Annotated in this window: 22 protein-coding genes and 1 tRNA gene; 11 read left to right on the forward strand and 12 right to left on the reverse strand. The window is 41.8% G+C overall.

Going from position 1 to position 23,015, the window contains the following annotated elements:
• Nucleotides 1-101: 101 nt before the first annotated feature.
• The gene (locus tag J4N23_RS11060; protein WP_207427274.1) at nt 102-1,172 is read left to right on the forward strand and encodes an AI-2E family transporter; all 1,071 of its coding nucleotides are present in this window, start codon (nt 102-104) and stop codon (nt 1,170-1,172) included.
• Between the two features lie 34 nt (nt 1,173-1,206).
• Here the strand turns inward: J4N23_RS11060 and sppA are convergent, their stop codons facing one another.
• A complete protein-coding gene (gene sppA, locus J4N23_RS11065) occupies nt 1,207-2,973 on the reverse strand; it encodes a signal peptide peptidase SppA (protein WP_207427275.1) in 1,767 nt (588 codons plus the stop codon).
• Nucleotides 2,974-3,036: 63 nt separating this feature from the next.
• Between sppA and folK the strand changes: the two genes are divergently transcribed.
• Both folK and J4N23_RS11075 read left to right on the forward strand, forming a co-directional pair.
• The gene (gene folK, locus J4N23_RS11070) at nt 3,037-3,531 is read left to right on the forward strand and encodes a 2-amino-4-hydroxy-6-hydroxymethyldihydropteridine diphosphokinase (protein WP_207427276.1); all 495 of its coding nucleotides are present in this window, start codon (nt 3,037-3,039) and stop codon (nt 3,529-3,531) included.
• Nucleotides 3,532-3,540: 9 nt separating this feature from the next.
• The gene (locus J4N23_RS11075; protein WP_207427277.1) at nt 3,541-3,915 is read left to right on the forward strand and encodes an Hpt domain-containing protein; all 375 of its coding nucleotides are present in this window, start codon (nt 3,541-3,543) and stop codon (nt 3,913-3,915) included.
• 229 nt (nt 3,916-4,144) lie between these two features.
• Here the strand turns inward: J4N23_RS11075 and pssA are convergent, their stop codons facing one another.
• Both pssA and rho read right to left on the reverse strand, forming a co-directional pair.
• The gene (gene pssA, locus J4N23_RS11080) at nt 4,145-4,870 is read right to left on the reverse strand and encodes a CDP-diacylglycerol--serine O-phosphatidyltransferase (RefSeq protein ID WP_207427278.1); all 726 of its coding nucleotides are present in this window, start codon (nt 4,868-4,870) and stop codon (nt 4,145-4,147) included.
• Nucleotides 4,871-4,923: 53 nt separating this feature from the next.
• The gene (gene rho / locus J4N23_RS11085) at nt 4,924-6,540 is read right to left on the reverse strand and encodes a transcription termination factor Rho (protein WP_207427280.1); all 1,617 of its coding nucleotides are present in this window, start codon (nt 6,538-6,540) and stop codon (nt 4,924-4,926) included.
• Between the two features lie 226 nt (nt 6,541-6,766).
• On the opposite strand from rho, the gene pyrF reads away from it, so the two are divergent.
• The 3 genes from pyrF to J4N23_RS11100 are packed head-to-tail and all read left to right on the forward strand — an operon-like array spanning nt 6,767 to nt 9,159.
• Nucleotides 6,767-7,594 (forward strand): orotidine-5'-phosphate decarboxylase, encoded by an 828-nt coding sequence (gene pyrF, locus J4N23_RS11090; protein ID WP_207427282.1) that lies wholly within the window; start codon nt 6,767-6,769, stop codon nt 7,592-7,594.
• Between the two features lie 58 nt (nt 7,595-7,652).
• On the forward strand, nt 7,653-8,936 hold the full coding sequence (locus J4N23_RS11095; RefSeq protein WP_207427288.1) for a DUF2851 family protein: 1,284 nt from the start codon (nt 7,653-7,655) through the stop codon (nt 8,934-8,936).
• Nucleotide 8,937: 1 nt separating this feature from the next.
• Nucleotides 8,938-9,159 (forward strand): PspC family transcriptional regulator, encoded by a 222-nt coding sequence (locus J4N23_RS11100; RefSeq protein ID WP_207427289.1) that lies wholly within the window; start codon nt 8,938-8,940, stop codon nt 9,157-9,159.
• On the opposite strand, the gene J4N23_RS11105 is transcribed toward J4N23_RS11100, so the two are convergent.
• Nucleotides 9,156-9,809: an ankyrin repeat domain-containing protein gene (locus tag J4N23_RS11105; protein WP_207427290.1), complete on the reverse strand. Its 654-nt coding sequence runs from the start codon at nt 9,807-9,809 to the stop codon at nt 9,156-9,158. The genes J4N23_RS11100 and J4N23_RS11105 overlap by 4 nt on opposite strands.
• Nucleotides 9,810-9,934: 125 nt before the next feature.
• On the opposite strand from J4N23_RS11105, the gene J4N23_RS11110 reads away from it, so the two are divergent.
• Both J4N23_RS11110 and J4N23_RS11115 read left to right on the forward strand, forming a co-directional pair.
• Nucleotides 9,935-12,598 (forward strand): DNA translocase FtsK, encoded by a 2,664-nt coding sequence (locus tag J4N23_RS11110; protein WP_207427291.1) that lies wholly within the window; start codon nt 9,935-9,937, stop codon nt 12,596-12,598.
• Nucleotides 12,599-12,618: 20 nt separating this feature from the next.
• Nucleotides 12,619-13,269: an outer membrane lipoprotein carrier protein LolA gene (locus tag J4N23_RS11115; RefSeq protein ID WP_207427292.1), complete on the forward strand. Its 651-nt coding sequence runs from the start codon at nt 12,619-12,621 to the stop codon at nt 13,267-13,269.
• A 142-nt stretch (nt 13,270-13,411) separates the two neighbouring features.
• Here the strand turns inward: J4N23_RS11115 and J4N23_RS11120 are convergent, their stop codons facing one another.
• The 3 genes from J4N23_RS11120 to J4N23_RS11130 all read right to left on the reverse strand — a co-directional run bounded on the left by J4N23_RS11120 (nt 13,412) and on the right by J4N23_RS11130 (nt 14,489).
• Nucleotides 13,412-13,591, reverse strand: a complete 180-nt coding sequence (locus J4N23_RS11120; RefSeq protein WP_207427294.1) for a spore protein — start codon at nt 13,589-13,591, stop codon at nt 13,412-13,414.
• Between the two features lie 28 nt (nt 13,592-13,619).
• A tRNA-Cys gene (locus tag J4N23_RS11125) sits at nt 13,620-13,690 on the reverse strand.
• A 31-nt stretch (nt 13,691-13,721) separates the two neighbouring features.
• Nucleotides 13,722-14,489 carry an RNA methyltransferase gene (locus J4N23_RS11130; RefSeq protein ID WP_207427296.1) on the reverse strand — a complete coding sequence of 256 codons (768 nt, stop codon included), beginning with the start codon at nt 14,487-14,489 and terminating at the stop codon, nt 13,722-13,724.
• Between J4N23_RS11130 and J4N23_RS11135 the strand changes: the two genes are divergently transcribed.
• Entirely contained in the window at nt 14,480-16,834 is a 2,355-nt protein-coding gene (locus J4N23_RS11135) for a BamA/TamA family outer membrane protein (protein ID WP_207427298.1), read from the forward strand. The genes J4N23_RS11130 and J4N23_RS11135 overlap by 10 nt on opposite strands.
• Here the strand turns inward: J4N23_RS11135 and J4N23_RS11140 are convergent.
• Nucleotides 16,831-17,364, reverse strand: coding sequence for a hypothetical protein (locus tag J4N23_RS11140; RefSeq protein ID WP_207427301.1), 534 nt, complete (start codon nt 17,362-17,364; stop codon nt 16,831-16,833). The two genes, J4N23_RS11135 and J4N23_RS11140, sit on opposite strands and share 4 nt — an antisense overlap.
• Before the next feature lie 120 nt (nt 17,365-17,484).
• Nucleotides 17,485-18,165 carry an outer membrane beta-barrel protein gene (locus J4N23_RS11145; RefSeq protein ID WP_207427302.1) on the reverse strand — a complete coding sequence of 227 codons (681 nt, stop codon included), beginning with the start codon at nt 18,163-18,165 and terminating at the stop codon, nt 17,485-17,487.
• A gap of 366 nt (nt 18,166-18,531) precedes the next feature.
• On the opposite strand from J4N23_RS11145, the gene J4N23_RS11150 reads away from it, so the two are divergent.
• Both J4N23_RS11150 and J4N23_RS11155 read left to right on the forward strand, forming a co-directional pair.
• Entirely contained in the window at nt 18,532-19,317 is a 786-nt protein-coding gene (locus J4N23_RS11150) for a glycosyltransferase (RefSeq protein WP_207427304.1), read from the forward strand.
• 1 nt (nt 19,318) lies between these two features.
• The gene (locus J4N23_RS11155) at nt 19,319-20,098 is read left to right on the forward strand and encodes a glycosyltransferase (RefSeq protein WP_207427306.1); all 780 of its coding nucleotides are present in this window, start codon (nt 19,319-19,321) and stop codon (nt 20,096-20,098) included.
• Between the two features lie 70 nt (nt 20,099-20,168).
• Here the strand turns inward: J4N23_RS11155 and J4N23_RS11160 are convergent, their stop codons facing one another.
• From J4N23_RS11160 to J4N23_RS11170, 3 genes are read right to left on the reverse strand one after another with little or no spacing between them, the layout of a single operon-like run.
• A complete protein-coding gene (locus tag J4N23_RS11160) occupies nt 20,169-20,903 on the reverse strand; it encodes a bifunctional 2-polyprenyl-6-hydroxyphenol methylase/3-demethylubiquinol 3-O-methyltransferase UbiG (protein WP_207427307.1) in 735 nt (244 codons plus the stop codon).
• A 15-nt stretch (nt 20,904-20,918) separates the two neighbouring features.
• Nucleotides 20,919-22,118, reverse strand: a complete 1,200-nt coding sequence (locus J4N23_RS11165) for a glycosyltransferase (protein WP_207427308.1) — start codon at nt 22,116-22,118, stop codon at nt 20,919-20,921.
• On the reverse strand, nt 22,118-22,735 hold the full coding sequence (locus tag J4N23_RS11170; RefSeq protein ID WP_207427309.1) for a DapH/DapD/GlmU-related protein: 618 nt from the start codon (nt 22,733-22,735) through the stop codon (nt 22,118-22,120). The genes J4N23_RS11165 and J4N23_RS11170 overlap by 1 nt, the downstream gene beginning before the upstream one ends.
• Nucleotides 22,736-23,015 lie beyond the last annotated feature (280 nt).

Raw genomic sequence — 23,015 nt, forward strand, 5'->3', positions numbered from 1 at the left:
TTATTCTTTCAAAAATACGTATCTGGCATTCCTTAGCCAAAAAACACTACTATTCTTTTACTGTTAGTTCCTATAATTTCATTTCAATGCAGGCAGCCACTATGAACCGATCGGTTCAAATACTATTCTTGTTTTTCTTGTTTTTCGGAGGGTTATATTTTGCTCGTGCTTTTCTTATTCCCTTTACCCTTGCAGGTATCATCTCTATGCTTTTGCTTCCGTTGAGTCAGAAGATAGAAAGTCGCGGAGTTAGTCGTCCTGCTGCTGCATTTATTTCTCTGCTGGTGTTAATTTCGGTTGTAGCCGGATTGATATTCTTATTAGGCTGGCAGATTTCGGGTCTGGCGAAAGATCTGGATCAAATGAAGCAGCAAATTTCTCAGTTTGTAGATCAGATCAAAGCTTTTTTAAATTATAAACTTGGGATTTCGGGGCAGCAGCAGCAAAAATTATTAAATCCGGCCACCGGCTCTACCAGCGGTATGTCTCAGGTGTTAGCCGGCTTGATGAGCTTTACTGTAGATTTCGTTTTGTGCATTGTATACATCTTCATTTTTTTGTATTTCCGGTCCCACCTAAAAAAGTTCATCTTAAAACTTGTACCTGACGATGAACAGGAGAAGACAGAGACAATCATCCGCGATTCGACCAGCGTTGCCCATAAATATCTTTCTGGCCTGGCTATCATGATCGTAATGCTTTGGATTTTGTATGGCATTGGTTTTTCAATCGTTGGTATCCGGAACGCAGGTTTCTTTGCAGTCCTTTGCGGGATGCTGGAAATAGTGCCTTTTGTGGGCAACCTGCTAGGAACGGGGATAACGGTGTTGATGGCTCTATCTCAAGGGGGTGGGGGTGGCATGGCGATAGGCGTTTTTTGTACCTATCTCTTTGTTCAGTTTGTCCAAAGCTATATCATTGAACCAATGGTAGTAGGGTCGGAAGTTAACCTCAACCCCTTGTTTACCATCGTCGCCTTGGTATTGGGTGATGCAGTATGGGGCGTTGCAGGCTTGGTAATGGCTATCCCACTACTGGGAATTGCAAAAATTATTTGTGATAATGTCGATTCACTGAAGCCTTTTGGTTTTCTTATCGGGGAGGAGAAAGGGAAAAAGGAAAATACCTTTTTTGCCAGAATGAAAAAGATGTTTAAAAAAGATAAGCCGTAGCAGCTCCAGAGAGGCTATGGTGCTACGGCTTATCTTACTTTATAATTATTTCGTAGGGAATTCGTGCTTGCAGTCCGGTAAACTTCAGTGCCGACTTAAGCTTCTGATAGTATTGATATTGTTCTCCTAGTTCCTGCTTAGCAAAATGCTCTTTCAGTTTGTCGCTCGACTTATCAAAAAGGGATTCGAAGGGGTCTTTTTGTATTGGGTAAGATACAATTTTATAGTCCTTTACTTTTGCCATCTTAGCCGCCGAAGCGATGGCCTGGTCTATTCCGCCAATCCTGTCCACTAAACCGATCCTGACAGCATCTACTCCGCTCCAAACTCTGCCCTGGCCGATCTGGTCCACATAGGTCTGCGTCTTATTTCTGCCGGTTGCAACCTTTTGGGTAAAAGTATTGTAGATCTTATTTACTTCCTTTTGAATGATAAGCTTTTCGTAATCGGTAAGTGGGCGCGTAACTGTAGCGATATCTGCGTGTTCTCCTGTCTTTACCCTGTCGAAGGTTATCCCCAGCTTCTCGTTGAAGAAGCCTTGCATGTTTGGTATAATTCCAAATACTCCTATTGAGCCGGTAATCGTATTGGGTTGGGCAAATATCGAATCGGCAGCACATGCAATATAATAGCCTCCAGAAGCAGCTACATCACCCATAGATACAATAACAGGTTTCACTTTTTTTGTAAGTGCAACTTCTCTCCAGATTACATCCGAAGCAAGTGCACTACCTCCCGGCGAATTCACCCGGAGTACCACCGCCTTGACTTTCTCATCGGTACGAGCTTTTCTTATTGCTCTGGAAATTCGCTCCGACCCAATTGTCTCATCATCGCCTTCGCCACCCGTAATTTCCCCCGACGCATAGACTACCGCAATTCGGCTGTTCATGTCTCCTTCTTCTGGCTTGTTGTTTTTGCTATAGTCTTCAATCGTTACCGATTTTACATCTTTATCTTTCTCAATTCCTGTCTTTGTTCGTAGTTCATCTAGAATTTGATCCTTGTAACGAAGGGCATCAACAAGTTTATAATTTACAGCATCAGTGGCATTCTGTACTTTAAGCTGGTTGGCAATAGAATAAAGGGAATCTTGGGGTAACTTTCTGCTAGCTGAAATGCGGGCTAAGTAATGATTGTACATGGAACCAAGGAAAGTATGTACCTGTTCTCTATTTGCATCGCTCATCTTGTCAAGGATGAACGGTTCCACTGCGCTTTTGTAGGTTCCTACTTTTATAATTTGAGGATCAATGTTGAGTTTATCTAACATCCCCTTAAAAAAGATCAGTTCTGAGCTGAATCCTGTAAACTCCACAAGTCCTTCCGGGTTCAAATAGATCTTGTCTGCCGCAGTGGCGAGGTAGTAAGATGTTTTTGTGTATACTTCGCTATAGGCGATGATAAACTTTCCGGATTTTTTGAAGTCGAGCAAACCATTCCGGATTTCCTCAATACTCGCTAGTCCTGTCTGCATACTTGAAACATCCAGATAGATACCTTTTATATTGTCATCGGCTTTTGCTCGCTTTAAGCTTAGGAGAATGTCGTTCAGACCGAGGCTTCTGTCTCCGCCAAGATCCCCGAGTTCTAAATTGGAAAAAGGCGATTTAGAGGTTCTTTCTACTACAGGGTAATCTAGCTTGACATGTAAGATTGAACCTGGTTTCACCTCCACCTGGTCGTTGCCGGCCTTTGAAACCACAGCCCCTATTATTACTGCGGTTATAACTATCAAAACTAAAAAAGAAACAACGATACCTACTACAGATGCAAGTACCATTTTCAAAAATTGCTTCATCTACTCTAAATCTTTTTTGTGTGCAAGTATACGTTAGATATAGATATCTTTGAAACGTTACAATTGTTTGCGATAATTATGGAGGATGTTTATTTGTTACTAGGAAGCAACTTAGGCGACCGCGGCCGTTTTTTGCAACGAGCCATAGCAGAAGTGACAGAGAAGATCGCAAAAGTAGAAAAGGTTTCTTCCGTTTTCGAAACTGCTCCATGGGGTAAAAATGATGAGCCCGCTTACTTAAATCAGGCTGTTTTTTTTAAATCTCTTAAAACCGCGAAGGAAATATTACGTATAACCCAGGAAATCGAGCTGCACCTGGGGCGACAAAGAGAGGAAAAGTGGGGGTCACGAACAATTGATATTGATATTCTATTTTACGGAGATCAAATTATCGAAGAACCGGAATTAATAATTCCTCATTTGCATTTTCACAACCGCCGTTTTGCGGTAGAACCAATGCTGGAAATGGCCCCTGACCTTGTTCATCCCCGGCTAAAAAAAACGGTTAGGGTTTTAAGCGAAGAGCTTACAGATAACTTGTCAGTAGAAAAAATATAAATTTGAAAAATGGCAGAAGCAACAAATAATTCAGGAATTGACTTATCTTATTTAAGTGAAATAGCCGGAGGGAGCGCTGAATTCATGATAGAGATGATAGATATCTTTATTGAGCAAACCCCTTTGTACATGGAGCAGATGGAGGAAGCTGTAAAGGCATCCGACTGGAAAGGCGTTGGCGATGTGGCTCATAAAATTAAGCCTACCCTGGCTTTTATGGGATTAGAATCGGCCAAAGAACAAATGGCAGAGATAGAACGTAAGGCACGTACCCAGGATGGTGTAGAAGCCATTGAAGGTCAATTTTACGACATCAAACAGAAGTGTAACAACCTTTATCAAGATCTTGATAAAGCAAGAGAAGAACTTAAGGCGCAACTTTAAAAACGCCTTAAGTTCAATTCCTAAACTTTCTATTAAACGAGTTGCTTTTCTTTTTCCTGGTCGATCAATCTGATCGCGAGCAATACCTTTTGATTTTACTGAATATTAAGGCTTCCTATTTCTAATCCTCCTTTTGCAGATCTTTGAGACCTCTCCATTAGCGCTTTTCTTTTAACCCAAGCGTCACAACTTGTACTAGTATTTAGAAGTTGCAGTCCTCCTCAGATCCCTACCTTATAAGTCTGAATTGGGCAATCGAGAGGACGATATAGATAAATATAATTATGGGAACGGCAGCAAATTTGAATATTAGAATCAGAACAGCCGATGAAAGCAGTAAAATGTAACGTAACAGATTTTCCTTGATATCTAAATTTCTGAATTTTAGTGAGATTAGCGGAACTTCCATTACCAGTAATAGGCTCATTCCCAAACTAAATATAAATAAGAAGAAGGGGTTAAGAAGATAAGCACGCCAGAAAGAACTAGCGTCAGAAATTATTAGAGGAAGTGAGGCAATCAGCATTGCATTTGCCGGCGTGGGAAGTCCGATAAAATTGTCACTCTGACGAGTGTCGATATTAAACTTTGCCAGTCGCAGGGCGGAAAAGATAGCTATCAGAAATGCAGCATAGTTTAAATAAGTGCTTAATCCGGCAATTTGGTCTGCCTCAAGAAACAAGTGATAAACAATTACGGCTGGCAGGACACCAAAGCTCACCATATCCGCAAGAGAATCTAATTCCTTTCCAATTTCGGAGTAGGCATGCAACAAACGCGCTAATAGACCATCAAAGAAGTCAAGTACTGCAGCTATGATAATAGCATAGCCCGCATATACTAAATTATCCATTCTTGTGGTGGTAGCTAAAGACGTGTTAAAGGCTAGCACGATACCAATACAGCCGCTTAATAGGTTTAAGCAGGTAATCGCATTTGGAATGTGTTTTTTCATGTTGCAAGTGCATAGTGCATAGCGCAACTTGATGTCGCGCTATGCTCATTGCTTTAGCTATTCATCGAAACTAAGAACTCTTCGTTGCTTTTTGTACCTCTCATCTGGCCAAGTAAAAACTCCATAGCCTCCTGAGAGTTCATGTCTGCAAGATGATTTCTAAGAATCCAAATTCTTTGAAGCGTTTCTCTATCATGCAACAGATCGTCTCTCCGTGTACTCGAGGCGGTTAAGTCGATAGCTGGGAAGATACGTTTGTTAGCGATCTTTCTATCTAATTGCAGCTCCATATTTCCAGTACCTTTAAATTCTTCAAAGATCACCTCATCCATTTTAGAGCCAGTGTCGATAAGGGCAGTAGCAAGGATGGTTAATGATCCGCCGTCTTCGATATTACGGGCAGCACCGAAGAATCGTTTAGGCTTGTGCAAAGCGTTGGCATCAACACCTCCTGATAAGATCTTTCCTGATGCCGGAGCAACAGTATTATAGGCTCTTGCTAAACGAGTAATGGAATCTAGAAGGATAACTACATCGTGACCACACTCTACCATTCGTTTTGCTTTCTCGAGTACAATATTCGCTATTTTGACATGTCGCTCGGCAGGTTCATCAAACGTTGACGACACCACTTCGGCACGTACGCTTCTCGCCATATCAGTCACCTCTTCCGGACGCTCATCAATCAATAAGATAATAAGATAAACTTCAGGATGGTTTTTTGCGATCGCGTTAGCAACGTCCTTTAGTAACATTGTTTTACCCGTTTTCGGCTGAGCTACAATCAGTCCACGTTGTCCTTTACCGATGGGGGTAAACAGGTCCATAATACGCGTCGACTGATTTCCTGAATCAACAAAAAGATTTAATCTCTCGGATGGGAAAAGAGGTGTCAGATAATCAAAAGGAACCCGATCTCGCACCTCCGCGGGAATTCTGCCGTTAATAGCCTCCACTCGAACCAGCGGGAAGTATTTTTCGCCCTCTTTTGGAGGACGTATGCTTCCACGTACCGTGTCGCCTGTTTTTAAACCAAAAAGCTTAATTTGAGACTGAGATACATAAATATCATCAGGGGAGGTCAGATAGTTGTAATCTGATGACCTCAAAAACCCGTATCCATCAGGCATAATTTCAAGCACTCCCTCGTTGGCAATTACATTATCAAAATCGAGGTTAGTAGCAGGAGCTTGTGCTTCAGCAGCTTTTTCTTGCGCTCTGTTCGTGTTAATGGTAATTCTCCGCTCTATTCGAGGCCGTCCCTCCTGAACTCGTTCCTGTGCTTCTTCTGTTTGCTCTGAACTGCCTTCTGTCTGTTCTGCAAACTCCGCCTCGGGCTGCTCTTCCTCCTCTGCCTCGGGCAGATCAAAAAGAGTAGCATCCTCAAGAGGCACCTCCGCTGGTTTCGGCGTTTCTGCCTTTGTCTTTATAGTGCGGGTGCGTTTTTTAGGTTTTTCTTCGGTAGCAGCGTCTGCACTATCGTTAGTAACCTCTGCATTATCAGTTACTTCAGCACCTTGACGCGCAGCATTTATAAGATTTTGTTGTTCAACAATTCTATTTATCAATTCTTGTTTACGTAGGCTGTCGGCGTCTGGAACGCCAAAAGACTTTGCAATCGCACGAAGCTCAGACACAAGCTTATCGTTCAATTCATTAATTTCCACCATTCAATTGAAATATTATTTGGATTTTTTAAGTTCTAAGAGTTTACCCGCGATAAGGAAAAGAGATCAAAATGTTGTTGTTCAAGAAACGTAAATGATTTTTCCTTTGAACCCGAGGATAAATTTTGAGATAACGCCACAATTGTACTGCAATAATTTTAAAATAACAAAAATTAAAAAAAAATTTTAATGCACCTGCCGGTTTTGGTTACTTTGACTCCTTAAGAGTATGAACCGGAAATTTTTAATAGATCAAATCAGGCAGAAGCAGTCTTTCCTTTGTATAGGACTAGATACAGATATCAACAAAATTCCACGTTTTTTGCTTGATGCTGACGACCCTATTTTTGAATTTAATCGTCAGATTATTGAGGCAACCAAGGATCTTTGCGTTTCTTATAAGCTGAACACTGCTTTTTATGAAAGCAGAGGCGTGAAGGGGTGGGAAAGTTTGATTAAAACTTGGGAGCACCTTCCCAAAGACGTTTTTAGTATAGCTGATGCCAAGCGTGGAGACATAGGCAACACTTCTGAAATGTATGCAAGTGCTTTTTTCGATCGTAATTCGTCCGGAATGAGCTTTGATTCAATCACTGTAGCGCCTTATATGGGTGCCGACTCTGTTACTCCCTTTTTAAAGTTTCAGGATAAATGGGTGATCCTGCTGGCACTTACGTCGAACAGTGGGAGTCAGGACTTTCAGTTGACCTCTTCGGCAGATGGAGAACATCTTTTTGAAACGGTATTAAAAAGGGCGAATCAATGGGCGGGCCCTGAACAATTAATGTTTGTAGTCGGTGCAACGCGGGGAGAAGCTTTTCTAAAAATTCGGGAGCACGCCCCGGATAATTTTTTATTAGTACCGGGTGTTGGTGCCCAAGGGGGAAGTCTAGCCGATGTGTGTAAGTTCGGTATGAATAAGGACTGTGGGCTGCTTGTTAACTCTTCTCGTGCCATTATTTATGCCTCTTCCGAACGTGATTTTGCAGAAGCGGCCCGCGAAGAAGCGAAGAAAGTTCAAGCAGAAATGGCAGAGGCTCTGAAAGCGATTTTCTAGTACATCCGTCTTCATCTTTCTGTAAGACAAGTGTTTGAAATTATTTTTAAATTAGAAAATGGATTTCAACGAAGACTTTCTCCATTTTGTATGGAAATTTCGCTTGTTCAATCAGAAAGCACTTATTCTTTCATCAGGAGAACCGCTGGAGGTAATATCCGTTGGAATTCATAACAGCAGCAATGCAGGACCGGACTTTGAAAACGTCAAACTGCGGCTTGGCTCAACCTTATGGGTGGGATCCGTAGAAATTCATAAATACTCGTCCGACTGGGAGCGCCACAACCATAGCTCCGACAAGGCATATGATAATACAGTGCTCCATGTGGTGTACGAGCATGATCAGGACTGTTACCGATCAGATGGAACCTTGATCCCGGTTTTGGTTCTTAAAGAGTATCTGGCTGCAGGCGTTGTGAATCGTTACAAGGATTTGATGCTGAACTTGTCATGGATTCCCTGCGAAAATAATCTGGCTGTTGTCGGAGAGCTTCATGTTGAAAACTGGCTCTCAAGAGTTTTGATCGAAAGACTTGAAGAGAAGTCGCGAATTGCTTTTGAGGTGCTGAAGAGTGTAAAAGGAAGCTGGGATGATACTTTTTACATCTTATTGAGCCGCAACTTTGGGTTTAAAACCAATGCACTTCCATTTGAGCTGTTAGCTAAATCGCTTCCCCAGCAAATTCTAGCCAAGCATAAGGACAACAGCCATCAAATTGAAGCCTTAATATTTGGACAATCGGGTTTTCTCCACGCTCCTTTAGATGAATATACCGCCGAATTGCGAACAGAGTATTTATTTCTCGCCAAAAAGTATGGTTTGAAACCACTGGAGCAGTATCTCTGGAAGTTCCTTCGATTACGTCCCCAAAATTTTCCAACTATACGCCTGGCTCAGTTCGCCGCACTAGTACTAAAGTCGAGTCATCTTTTCTCCAAAATTCTTGAGGTAGAAAACGTGAAAGAAATCCGAAACCTATTTAGAGACTTGCCGGTGAATGATTATTGGAATAGTCATTATCGTTTTGGTATAGCCACCGGGTCTGCATCAGCCCGACTGGGCGAAGAGTCAATAAATAATATTTTAATCAATTCTGTAGCCGTCACTTTATATAGTTACGGAAGTTTTTTGAAAAACAAGGAGTATGCACAGCGGGCAGTTTTATTACTGGAATCCGTGCCATTTGAAACAAATTTAATAACCAGGAAGTTTATTGCATTAGGACTCAGAGCGGGTAATGCAGATAAGTCGCAAGCACTAATTCAGTTAAAAAAGTCTTATTGCGATACGAAAAAATGCCTAACTTGTGCTATTGGAGCAAAGATTGTAAATGCAGATTGATATGATACAGCGAATTTTGGCATATTTTGAGAAGCGATCTTTCGGAGTTTCCACCTATCTCGGAGAGCGGTACAATATGTCCATTTCCAAGATCCGATTGTTTTTTATCTACTCGTCTTTCCTTGCAGTAGGGTTTCCTCTTATCTTTTACTTCCTGGCAGCATTCGTACTGGGAATCCGTAACTACATGAAACGGATCCGCACACGTATATGGGACTTTTAATAAGCTAAGATAGAAGCGATGTCGGTGTGTCCTGCAGCTTGTGCCATGTCGGACGGGCTTTTGCCGTCATCCGTTTTAGCAGTAATATTTGCTCCCGCTTCCAGCAGCAAAATCAGAACCTCGATATTGCCGAGATGGGCAGCAGAGTGAAGCGGTGTTAGCCCAGAGGCCTGACTTACATTAACTTCAGCTCCGGCCTCCAGCAAAATTTTTGTAATCCCAGTATAATTAGCTGCTACCGACGAGTGCAAGGGGAATACCCTGAACCCGTTTTGTGAAGAAATGTTGGGATCTGCACCCTTAAGAAGCAGATATCTTGCCACCTCCTCATTCCCAAAATAACTTGCGAGTCCAAGGGGCGTAAAGCCGTCGGAGGAAAATGCATTTATTGATTGGGGATAGTGATAGATGATATTTGCTACGCTATCAAACTTACCTACTGCTGCTGCTTCATGGATATTTGGGTCTTTAATGTAGGAAAGCAGGGTGCTGGCAATCTCCGGTTTCTTGTAGTAACAGGAGAGCATGAGTGGAGAAATGTTAAAACTGGTACTGCAGTTTGCAAGGGATGGATCAGTTTTTAAAAGGTTTGTTAGGGCCAGATTATTGCCCGTTTGAATATATTCCTCTAGTAATTCTACCGTGCTCATGTAGAACAATATTAATGAAAAATGCCTCGCTTATGCAAGTAAAATTTGTAGCTTTAATCAAATCAAATTAACTCTCCGTATATTAATAACCTTATATTTGTGAGTTTAAAACCCGTCCACAGTAGATGCCGTTGAGAGCAAATCAGTTTAAAACCAATACTTTTAGAGGAGAGCAGGGGGCTAGGCCAACTGCACGTGAGCGTGTAACAAAAGAAAGGGGCGAAGTTTTACCAAAGTTTACATTTAATGATGGACGGGTAATCAAAATCGCAGGCCTTTTCTTTTTGATCCTGTCGCTTTACTTTCTAGTCGCTTTCTTCTCCTATTTATTTACCTGGCAGGAGGATCAAAGCTATGTTATCGATTCGAACGGAGGATGGAGTAATCTCTTTAAGACAGTCGAGGAGTTAGAGAAAGCAGGCATTGCGAATCCTGTGGTCGAGAATTGGCTGGGGAAATTCGGCGCGCTGTTGTCCCATCAGTTCATTTATGAGTGGTTCGGGATAACCTCATTTATCTTCATAGGTGTATTCTTTATTATCGGCTACCGACTTCTATTTAAAGTTAAGATCTTTTCAATACCCAAAACCCTGGGATACTCTTTGTTCCTGTTGGTGTTTCTATCGCTTACACTTGGTTTTTTCCATGGATTTGCATCTGACTATCCTCATTTTCTTGAAGGGGAGTTTGGGTTCTGGTCAAATCAGCTATTGCAAGCTCAAATAGGAAATGCCGGGACTGCCGGCCTTATTGGCTTCGCTGGTTTAACGGCTCTTATCATTGCCTATAATATCGACTTTAAACTTCCGGAAAGGAAAAGAAAAGTAGAAGAACCAATGGCTCCGTTTAGAGCAACAGTAGAAGAAGAGGATTTGGAGCTGGAATCGGAATTCAGGTCAGAGCCTGTTGAATTTCCGCTAAAAAGGAATAACGTTATCAAGCAGGACCTGCAAGTAGAGGAGTTGTCTCCAGAGAGCGCGGAGCCAATAAAGCAGGAAAGAGTAAAACTACCCATTGTTTTGGAACCAGATCTAGAACCGGAAGTTTTGCTACCAAATACACCTGCCATTGCCGCTGCAGTGGCTGGTACTGCGGTTACTTTTGATGTTTCCAAAGCTGAACCTGAGCTAAATCGAGTGTCGAAGGAGCAGGAAACAAGGCCCGAACCGGAGCTGACAATTGAGCCGCCGATTCAGGATAAAGAAGAGCCAGTGCAGCGTGTCTCAAAATCAGAGGCGGAGAAAACAGCAGAAAGTTTAGTAGAGCAGTTTGGGCAGTATGATCCGAAGCTTGATCTTTCTTCCTATAAGTATCCAACACTTGATCTTCTTGAAAATTACGGAACAAATAAGATTTCGGTTAATGCAGAAGAGCTGGAGGCAAACAAAAATAAAATTGTTGAGACGCTCAATCACTATAATATTGAGATTGAAAAAATTAAGGCTACTATCGGGCCTACCGTAACTCTGTATGAAATAATACCGGCCCCCGGTATTCGGATTTCGAAAATTAAGAATCTGGAAGACGACATCGCGCTGAGCCTGGCTGCCCTGGGTATTCGTATTATCGCACCCATGCCAGGTAAGGGTACAATAGGTATTGAGGTTCCGAATCAACATCCGGAGATGGTGGCAATGCGCTCCGTGCTTGCTACAGATAAGTTTCAAAATACGACCATGGATTTGCCTATTGCACTTGGTAAAACCATTTCTAATGAGGTCTATATTGCCGATTTAGCAAAAATGCCTCACCTTTTGGTTGCTGGTGCCACGGGGCAGGGTAAATCGGTTGGTATCAACTCCATTTTGGTGTCCCTGCTGTATAAGCTTCATCCTTCACAGCTCAAGTTTGTGCTAGTAGATCCTAAGAAAGTCGAGCTTACTCTTTTCAGGAAAATTGAAAGACACTTTTTAGCGAAACTTCCTGGAGAGGAGGACGCGATTATCACCGATACCAAAAAGGTTATCAATACGCTCAATTCTCTTTGTATCGAGATGGATCAACGTTACGATTTGCTAAAAAATGCGCAGGTTCGGAACTTGAAGGAGTATAATTCAAAATTTATCAACCGCAAATTAAACCCTGAGGAGGGTCACAGGTTCTTACCATTTATAGTGCTGATAGTCGACGAGTTTGCGGATTTAATGATGACAGCGGGTAAAGAGGTAGAAACTCCTATAGCGCGATTGGCTCAGTTGGCTCGGGCGGTCGGAATTCACCTGGTGATTGCAACGCAGCGTCCGTCCGTAAATATCATTACCGGAACAATCAAAGCAAACTTCCCGGCGCGACTGGCATTTAGAGTTCTTTCAAAGATCGATTCCAGAACCATTCTCGATTCAGGCGGCGCAGACCAGTTGATCGGTAGGGGAGACATGCTTTTCTCAACAGGAAACGACCTGATCAGGTTACAATGCGCTTTTGTCGATACTCCTGAAGTTGAACGCATCTCGGACTATATCGGCGAACAGCGAGGATATTCGTCCGCTTGGATGTTGCCGGAGTATATCGATGAAAATGGGGAAGGAGGAAGTGTTAAGGACTTCGACCCAAGCGATCGTGATCCGCTGTTTGAGGATGCAGCCCGCTTGATTGTGATGCATCAGCAAGGTTCTACTTCGCTTATCCAGCGGAAGCTGAAGCTTGGATATAATCGGGCAGGGAGGCTGATAGATCAATTGGAGGCTGCCGGCGTAGTCGGTCCATTTGAAGGAAGTAAAGCCAGGGAGGTATTGCTGCCAGACGAGTATTCGCTGGAGCAGTTTTTAGAGAATTTGAACAACAATTAGTAGAGTAACGGAGAGTAGATATGAGAAAATTTGTTTTGAGTGCTTTGTTGGTGATCGGGTCTGTAGGGGGAGTGTTAGCACAGACAGATGCAAAGGCAAAGGCGATTTTAGCTGAAGTTAGTAAAAAGTACCGCGCATATGATGTAATCAAAACTGATTTTACTTTTACCCTGAACAATCCTCAGGCAAAGTTAACTGAGACGCAGACTGGAACGCTTTACGCGAAGTCGAAGGCTAATAAGTATAAGGTGGTGATGAAAGAGCAAGAGCTCATTTCTGACGGCCGGAATCAGTGGACGTATTTGAAAGATGACCAGGAAGTACAGCTGGATGTGGTTGATAACAGTCCAAATGCATTAAATCCTGCTAAAATCTTTACCATTCATGAGAAGGGGTTTAAGTACTTGTATACCGGAGATGTTAAAGTTGCAGGGAGGACGCAGCACGTTATTGATTTAACTCCTATAGACAGCAAACGATCTTTTTTTAAGGTGAGGTTGAATATAGATAAAGTGACTAAGCAAATTAACAAGGCAGTAATCTTTGATAAAAACGGTAATCGTTATACGTATGCAATCAGGAGCTTTACGCCAAATGTGAAGGTGTCAGATTCAATCTTCGCGTTTGATACTAAAAAATATCCCGGGGTAGAGGTTGTAGATCTGAGGTAAAAAAAGAGGGCAGTAAAAAAGAGCGATAGGAGTATTTCTATCGCTCTTTTTTTATTCACAGATTGAGAAGTTGAAACCTCTGGAAAATAAAAATCCCTGCTACGACGGGTAACAGGGATTTATATGCAGTAAGTTTAAATAACTATTTCGACTGTGCTACGATCTGATCCAGAACTGCGTTGTTTTTTACAACCTGGCTGTTCTTCGGTTCTCTAGAACGGCTTCCTGATTCCAGGTTACGTCCAAGTTTAAGGAACTGAACCTCCAGGCGTGAAACCGTTTTATTTCTTCTGTCTTTTCTTTTTAAACGTGTAACTCCCATGGTTTTCTTTTTAATAAGTTTAATCCTGAGGTCGGAAGCGGATTCGAACCGCTGTAGGAGGTTTTGCAGACCTCTGCCTAGCCACTCGGCCATCCGACCTTATTTGTTTTAAGGAGTGCAAAAATAGCAATTATTCTTTTCTACCAAACATTTTTGTTGAATTTCTTTTTATTTCGGAACAAAAGATAGCAGCTGACACGCCAACGTTAAGAGATTCCGCTCCGCCGAAGCGGGGAATAGTGACTGCAGCTGTAATCAAATCTTTAACTTCCGTTGAAATTCCTTTTCCTTCGTTCCCTAAAATGACAATTCCTTCATTGCCAAAATCTGTTTCGTAGATATTGCTTCCATCCAGCAGTGCCCCCCACAGAGGTAGTTTAGTAGGTTGCAATAGCTTCTTCAGATCCTGGTAATAAACTTTTACTCTTGCAAGAGATCCCATGGTTGCCTGGACTACTTTGGGATTATAAGCTTCAACAGAGTCAACAGAGCAAACGAGCTCACTAAAACCGAACCAGTCAGCAGTACGTATAATGGTGCCTAAGTTCCCCGGATCCTGTACCCCGTCGAGGATTAAAGTAAATTTACCCTTAAAACTTTCAGCACTTACATTCGTTTCTTCTGGTATCTTAATAAGGGCCAGCGCATCTTGTGGATTTGTGAGGGTACTTATTTTCTTCAGTTCGGCCTCCGTAACTTCGAAAAGTTTTACTTTTTGCGGTAATTTGCCCAACTTTGACAGAGAAGCTGAAATGCAAAAAACAGTGTCAATCGAATAATCAGATGCTAAAAATTCTGTTATTAGCTTGGTACCTTCTGCAATGAATAAGTTATGCTCCTTGCGGTATTTTTTATGGTGTAATGCGTTTACAAAACTGATTTGAGATTTTGAAAGCATATTTTTCTGTTCGTCTTTTCTCCGCTGCAAGTATACTCTTTTTACTAGTTATTTTCTCTGGTTGCTCTGCTACAAGGTACCTGGAGGACGATCAGGCTTTGGTGAAAAAAGTACGCTTGGAGGGCATTGACAAGGAGTTTACAGAGCAGGCCTATTTGTATATCCAGCAGCAGGTACGCCCTAACTCACGCCTGAATCTGGCCTTGTATAATCTCTTTAATACTAAAAATGGCAGGTACCGAACAGATCGGATTAAAAACATCGGAGAAGCTCCGCACATACTTGACACGCCCCTGGTAGAGCTTTCTGCAAAAGAGATACAGAAATTCTTGTTTTATAAGGGTTTTTTTAATGCCAAAGTTACCAGCAACATTGAAGTTCGAAAGAAGAAGGGCTTCATAACCTTTGTTGCGAACATGGGTCCTATGTTCACCATTCGCGAATACACTTATGACATCGCCGATTCGGTTGTTAAAGAACTTTATGAACAAAACCGGTCCCAATTCACTCGCATAAGTAAAGGGATGCGGTTTGATAACGACTCGCTAAAGAATGAAAGCCAGGAGATATTCTACCTTCTGAAAAAAAACGGCTATTATGATTATCTGCAGCAGTACGTTCGTTTTGAAACAGATACCGGTTTAAGCGGGAATCAGGCTAATTTGAGGATGCTGCTTCAAAATCCTCCCAACAGAAACTCCCACCCGATTTACGCTATAAATAATACAAGTATTGTCATACGAGATAGCAATGGAAGGCTGACTAGCTCGGCTGACTCCGCTGTAGTAGACTCTCAGTACTTTTTCAAAGATTTTTCACTTCGATTCGATCCTGCCCCAGTAACTCGCTACGTTTTTATTGAGGAGGGGGAGAAATACAACATCGAGAGTACAGCCTTGACGTACGACCGACTGTATGATCTGAATGTCTTTAAAACTATCAGGATCGATTATGAGAAGACAGGTGCAGACAGTCTTAAACTGAATGCGACGATAGACGTTGTTCCCCTCAAAAGGATGAGTAACAGAGTAGAGGGCGAGTATACTTTTAATTCCGGGCGGAACGGTTTCAACGTGGGGAACACCTATACGAACCGCAATTTATTTGGCGGAGCGGAACAGTTAGATATCCGATTCAGATACGGGATTCTTTTTAATACGGGGGCGACTACTGGATCAAGGGTGTTTAACCGGGATTTTCAAATTGGGGCCAACTTCATTATTCCTAAGCTTTTGTTGCCCTTTAACATTCCCCCACTCGGTAAAAACGGGGTGCCGCATACTACGTTTTCGAGCAGCTTGCAGCTTTTCGATCAGCCGAATGCTTTCTCCAACCGACTTTTTGTTAACTCCATCACCTACAACTGGGTGGAAACAAGGTACCGGCTGCATAGTTTAACTCCTCTTAACATTGAATTTAGAGATGGACGCCTGGACCCGGATACGAAACGAACTTTGTTGGATTCGGGCTACGTACTATATGTAAGAACTAATGACCGGCGGTTTTTCAACCTGGGAAGTATATATAACTACACCTTGAATGCAGCTCGCCTAAACAGCTATGAAAGCTTCTCGTATTTCCGAGGAGGGTTCGAGCTGGCTGGCAATACCGTTTCTTTGATTGCCAACGCTTTTAATTTCCGCACAGATAGCTTGGGAAGTAGGACGTTTTTAGGCCTTCCATATCTTCAATACGCTAAGACGGACCTGGATTTCAGACTTTATCGTCACCTTGGCGGTGAACGCCAATTTATTGCTCGCTTTAATCCGGGTATTGTGATTCCTTTTGGTAATACTAATGCGGCTGAGCTCCCTTTCGAGAGGAACTTCTTTGCCGGAGGAAACACGGGTATCAGGGCCTGGCAGGCAAGAACACTGGGGCCTGGAAACTACAATCGATCGTTTTTGCCAGCTGAAGCTCGAAAAAACCTTGCCTTTCTGGATCAGTATGGGGAGATCAAATTAGTAACGAATCTAGAATACAGGTTTAAAATAGCTAATAGTTTTTTCGGTGCCAAACTCAAGGGAGCAACTTTCGCGGACGCAGGCAACGTGTGGAGGCTTAAGCCGATCAGTGAAGTGCCAGGCGGTGAACTGCGTTTTGATAGGTTATTTAAACAAATTGCCATTGGCGTAGGGGCGGGCCTTCGTTTCGACCTGGACTATTTTGTGTTTCGCTTCGACGCCGGAGTCAAAGTCAAAGATCCGCAGTTTCAAAATTCTGATCAGTGGGTGATCAAACATCTTTTCAACGATAGAGAGTTTAAGGAGCAATATGAAAGAACGAATGGGCCAGATCAGTACCGCTTTGTTCAATATAACTTTGGAATTGGTCTCCCATTCTAAGGCATAAAAGACTTTAGCGCTTCAATAATAGTGTCGAGATAGCTAGAAATACTAAGTCCCTTGCTGGTGCTAAAGTAAAATAGACCGATTAAGATAGCCGCTACGAAAAGTAGAAACCTCTTGAAAATACTTGCAATGACGACAAGTGCAAGAGGGATAAGCAAAAGGAGTTTCAAACTGACTTTTATTGGATTAAGTCCCTCATTTTTTTTGATCACGTAATACAACTTCACACTGCTTGTGCTATCATTTCGGTGTTTGAGGTAGACAAAAGTTGACTTATCTATTTGCTGAGGGGGAACTGCAACACCGTCACGGAAGAGTAGTTCTTGTTTAAAGCCATTAATTGTAAAGGTAAAAGTACCGTCAATTTCTTCCAGTGGCGTTTCATTCTCGTCGGCTGCTATTATGGCAAGCTTGTCGTTCTTGGTCAAGCTTTCCTTAACGATAAAGTTCTTTATTAGAACAGGTTGTGCCATCACGCTGATAGTCAATCCCAGAAAGAAAAGAAAGATCGAGATTTTAAGCATTCCGTTACGCTGTAGAGAGTAAAAATAGCTTAAAAAGAGGATAGTTGATGATAAAAAAAATCCGCCCGGAGGCGGATTTTTTATAGGTAGATGAGTTGAGAAATGATTAATGTTTAGCCTTTAAAAAGAGTATCCAAGGGAGAATGACCATACTCGCTGAGTCAATTTTCCTTCGCCACCTTCCCCATTAGGACGAAGGTCATTTAAGCCAAGTCCGTATTGTGCACCAACTAGCCATCCGCTACCTAATCTCACGCCTCCCATGAAGTTAACTCCTAGGTCTAGCGATTTCAAATTACCAGTAGCTAAACTACCACCTTGTTCGTCGCCAAATTTAATTTTCTGACTGGTATCGGTGCCATTGTTAGTATCTGTTACTCTTTCACCCGATACACCAAGCGCTGCATACGGGCCTGCTCCTAAGAAAATGTTGCTACCGGTGGCACCCAAAGGAATTTTACCAACTAAGTTTACTGGTACTTCAATCCACATAGTGTTGTCTTTTATCTCAGCATCGCCGATTTGCCCTACTTCCCCTCCTTTACCTTCTAATCCAATTCCTGGCTGAATAGAAAACATTGCGCCGACAGGAAGGTCGACGAAAGCACGAACGTGGAAGTTTGTAGTTGTTTTAGTTTCGGGATTTTCTGCGTCCTCCGCATGAAAGCTGTATTTGGGCAAGTTAACGCCTACTTTTAGACCCCAAGATGGACCAGTTGTAGTTGTTGTAGTTGTTGTTTGTGCGAATGCAGATGATCCTGCCATCAGGAACCCTACTGCTAGTAAAGCTATTTTTTTCATAGTAATTTTCATTTTTGTTAATTTTCAGTGTGTTTGTACTCCAGACATTCAATTTGTAGGCCAATAAACCGTATGAAATGGCAAGAGGCTAAAAACGAGTTGGTTAATAGGTCAGTAAGTAGTTCCTGAGTGCTTGGCAGCAGAAACGGAGCTAATTTTTGTACCAGAAAAAGTACAAAAATGTACTTTAAAGTTTATAATTGATGAATTGAAGAACTTTAGTCGAAGTTAAGCTCCTTGTTATCTTCAATTAAATAAATCAAACTTTCTAATCATAATTGCTTTCTAACAAAGCTTGCCATAACTTTAATGTTGTAAAACGCGTATACCTCAGTTCTTTTTTACTCTACAGCTGCTACATTCCTAATGGTCAAATTTAGCTACCCTAATGTTAGTTTGTTAATTACCCATTATAACAGGAGTGCCTCACTGCATCGCCTTCTTACTGCTTTTCAGCGACTAGGTTTTGAGTTTGGGGAGATAGTTGTGTCTGATGATGGAAGTAATAAAGCTCACTTGAGCAGGATCTGTGCGATGCAGGAGAGGTTTCAGTTTAAGCTAGTTACTACTCCTGTTAACCTGGGCCTGGGAAACAATCTAAATAAAGGACAAGACGCTGTGACCAAGCCTTTCACCCTTTACGTGCAAGAAGATTTTATTCCTTTCGAGGCTTTTAGAGATGAGTTTCCTAATGCCTTACAATTTATGCAAAAGGATGCTGACCTCGATATTATTAGGTTTTATGCTTATTTTAGGTACCCGTATACCAGACCTTACGGTAAAGGGTTCTCTGAAATGATTTTTAAGCTAAATCTTTGGTATATAGATCATTTAAAATTCTATTTTTATAGCGATCATCCGCATCTGCGGAGAAGTAACTTTTTCCAGAAGTTTGGAAGGTATCCGGAAGGATTAAAAGGGGATTTAACGGAATTTTCAATGTGCTTGTCTTTCGTAAAACATGGGGCAAAAGGGCTGTTTTACGATAAGTTCCGTGATCTATTTGATCAGGTGAATTACGATGAAGAGCCAAGTACGATGAGAAGAAGTCGTTGGAAGCAGCAAAATACCTTTCCAATTTTTGTCTTAAGGGCCTTGTATCAAAAGTATAGACTAGTTAAAAATACAGTACAATTTCTTTTACTAAAGTAAAATGGAAGAAGTTTATTTTAAGGGGGTTACGTTATTAATCACTCATTATAATCGCAGTAATTCTCTGGAACGTTTGCTGTCAGTCTTCAAAGAAGGAGGTTTTTTATTTGAGGATATTGTTGTCTCTGATGACGGAAGTAAAGTTGAACACCAGCAGAAGTTGCAGGAGATCCAAGAGAAGTACCAGTTTCGTTTAATAACGACACCGCAAAACAGGGGCCTGGGAAATAATCTTAACAAAGGGCAGCAAGCAGTAATTACGCCGCTTACCTTATACGTGCAGGAAGACTTTGTCCCCTTGCCGCCATTTAAAGAAAAGTTAAAGGATGCCTTGTATTTTTTGGAGGAGCAGAGTGACCTTGATATGGTTAGGTTTTACGCCTATTTCAAGTACCCGTTCCTTAAACCGTTTAAAAACGGTTTTTCTGAAATGGTGTTTAGTCCCTGGCCCTGGTACTGGGGGTATCGAAAATACTATTTCTACAGCGATCATCCGCACCTGCGAAGAAGCAACTTTTTGGATAAATTCGGAAAATATCCAGAAGGTATTAAAGGTGACGCAACTGAATATCACATGATGTTTTCAGTGCTTCAGAAAAAGCCTAAAGCTTTGTATTACAATGATTTTAAAGGATTATTCGATCAAAGCAATTCAGCGGCAGAGCCGAGTACGATGAAAAGGAATTATTGGAGAGAAGCGGGAAATCCGCTTGTTACTGCTATGCGGCATCTATATCGTCACATAAAGTTCAATTTCGATTATCACTTTAGAAAGTGGTAATGGTGAGGAGAAGACATAAAAAAAGAGAAAGGAAGTCCTTTCTCTTTTTTTATGTCTTCTATTTCATCAACTAAGAACGTTTTAAAATCTTACTTTTAAACACCGAACCCGTGATTTCTACAATTGCTGACAATGCAGCAAGACCTTCCTGACCTAAAGAACGTGGTTGAAATACTTTGTCATAAAACTTTTCATCCCAAGGCTTGGTAAAAAACTCCCGATAATAGGAGCTATCCGGGTTCACTAAAATCTCAATATTATCTTTCCATTCATGACGAAGGGTGAATAAGTCGGGCTGCGTGCGCTCGATAATCTTATATCCGACGGATATTTTGGGAAGATAGTAAAGAAACAAATCTCCAAAATCATATTGGGGTCGGAAGTCTATCTTCTCTTTCTCATACAACACGATTTTATTATCAATTTCCTGTAGTACCCATTTATGAGATTCCTTTGGAGCTAAAAACTCTCCTAAAAGCGAGGGCGTCTCAATATAACCTCTTGGTGCAACTCTCGATTGTTCTGCCACAAACTGCTCTGGGTTTTCTACATGTTCAAGTACGTGACAACAAATAACGTAGTCAAATTCCTTGTCTTTAAAGGGGAGATGCTCGCCATCAGCGTGGATAAACTCCTGGTTATGAAGAACCCTAATGTCCCGTCCCCGATGCGTGTTATCATTAATGTACTTGTCTACAACTACATTCGCTCTCGGATGCGGGTTGTGTCCTCCTCCAATATCCAGAACTCTAAATTCTTTTCTGATCGAAAGGTCTTTCCGCGAAGCCGGTTTTCTTACTTTCATATGGGTATAATAAAATCAGTTATAATTGATGTCTAATAGTGATAAAAAGTCTTGCGCCCGTTTGTCCCAAGTGTTCTTTGCAGCTACTGCCAGACGCTTTTCTACTTTTACTACAGTTTCTGTATTAATTGCCTCTTTAATAGCTTGTTCAAATGAATCCGTATCAGGGCAGTAAGCTACTGTACCTTCAGTCCAGCTCTCCAGATCCGGGTTAAAATTTGACGCGACAACCGGTTTCCCAGCTCCCAGATATTCAAAAAGTTTCAGAGGGAAAATAGTAGCACTAACTTCATCCGTTTTAAAAGGGATAAGAGCTACGTCTATGCCTTTGTATATCGAGGGTAAGTCCTGGTAGGGCACTTTTCCAACCATATGCACGTTGTCTGAATTGACGAACCATTGAGGGAGAAAGGTTTCATCAACAGGCCCTACAAAAACAAAGGATTTGTCCGGGTTTTTCTCAATAGCTGGTTTTAGTAGGTCGAAATCAATTCGTCGTTCAATATTGCCCACATAGCCAATGATTGGCTTTTTAATTTCTTTGATGCTCGGATGAATGATCAGATCTTCTGCAAGTGCTTTTTGACTATGGCTGACATCGGCCGCATTGGGAATAAAAAATGTCTTTTTGTTATGCTTTTTGTTTACCTCAAAGAGATGTTTGCTCGTACAGATAACCAGGTTGCTTTCTTCTAATAATTGCTTCTCCGAGACATAACCGTGCTTCATGTCGTAAGGCACAATTATGGGGTCAACAGAATGGTACACCGTTAGTTTCGGCTTTATTAATTGGGCAATGCCAGGGTAGTGGAAGTTAAATGAATTGATATAGACGAAGTCTTCTATCCCTCGCATTTTAAGTACTTTTCTTATTCTGTTGGCGATAATCGACTCGTTAATCTTCAGAATCTTGCGGTATAGAGCACCTTCAGGGAGGAAGTTTATAGAAAGAACCGGCGGCGTTATTAATATGTCGAGATTGGGAAGATCCGTTTTGATGATTCCAGTAGCATTCCATGTAAAATGAGGCTTGCGAACTTTGTATTGCTCCGTGTTTCTCAGGCTAACGCAATCGTTAATAGTGAAGGGGTATTCAACGTAGAGAACTTTGTGTTCTTTAGCAAACAAGCGGGCAAGGGTAAATATCGTAGAAGGGTATTCGCCGTCAAACTTTCCGGAGCCGAGAATTACAATATTTTTCGGAGAGCTTGCCATTATACTAATTTCTCCCACTGTTTAGATTCGAAATTGTACTTTTTAATTATGCGGGCCGGGTTTCCAACGGCTACCGAATATTCAGGCACATCTTTGGTTACAACGCTTCCTGCTCCAATTACAGAATGTTTGCCGACGGAGGTACCAGCGGTGATAACACTGTTAGCGCCAATCCAAACATTATCTGCGATGTGTATGGGAGAGGTAACTACTTTCTGCTCGCTAGGGGGTATGCTAATATCTTCATAGGCATGGTTAAGGCCTGAGACCACAATGTTTTGTGCAAACATAACATTGTTCCCGATGGTCACCGGACCAATTATTACATTTCCAATTCCAATAATGGTTTTGTCGCCTATTAAAACGTCTCCTACGCCGTTATTTATCGTTGCAAAGTCCTCTATTGCCGAACAGGATCCAAGAGAAAAAGAGTTGAAAGGGAAGACATCCAGGCGGGTATTTCTGCGAATGATTGAGGAGCGGCCGCGGCTATGTTTGAACGGGTTGAGCAGAACTTTTACCCACAATCTCGGACGATGCTCGTTCCTAGGCATTAACAAACGTAGTGCAAGCTTTTTAAGTGTCGGATGTGATTTAAGACTTTCTACTAAACTCATGGTTACAATTAAGAGAACATACTTCTAAAGCGTTTGTCTAATCCCAATTACAGGTACCGGCGGTAGCACTTGTTTTGTTGATGCATCTTGTTAAGCTATTCTTTCTCATGCTTTTACATTCACAGTAAGCTTGGCAATGCAGGTTATACGGTGATGGAAGATGTATTGTTACTAGTTAAAATTAATTTCTGGTTAAATCAGCTCTTCTGTTTTTAACTTTCAGGCAGTGTTAGCAGCGAACGATTCAGCTATCGCCTCTTGAATTACTTGTTTTATCAGT

The organism is Pedobacter sp. SYSU D00535 (assembly GCF_017355855.1).
Taxonomy (GTDB): domain Bacteria; phylum Bacteroidota; class Bacteroidia; order Sphingobacteriales; family Sphingobacteriaceae; genus Desertivirga.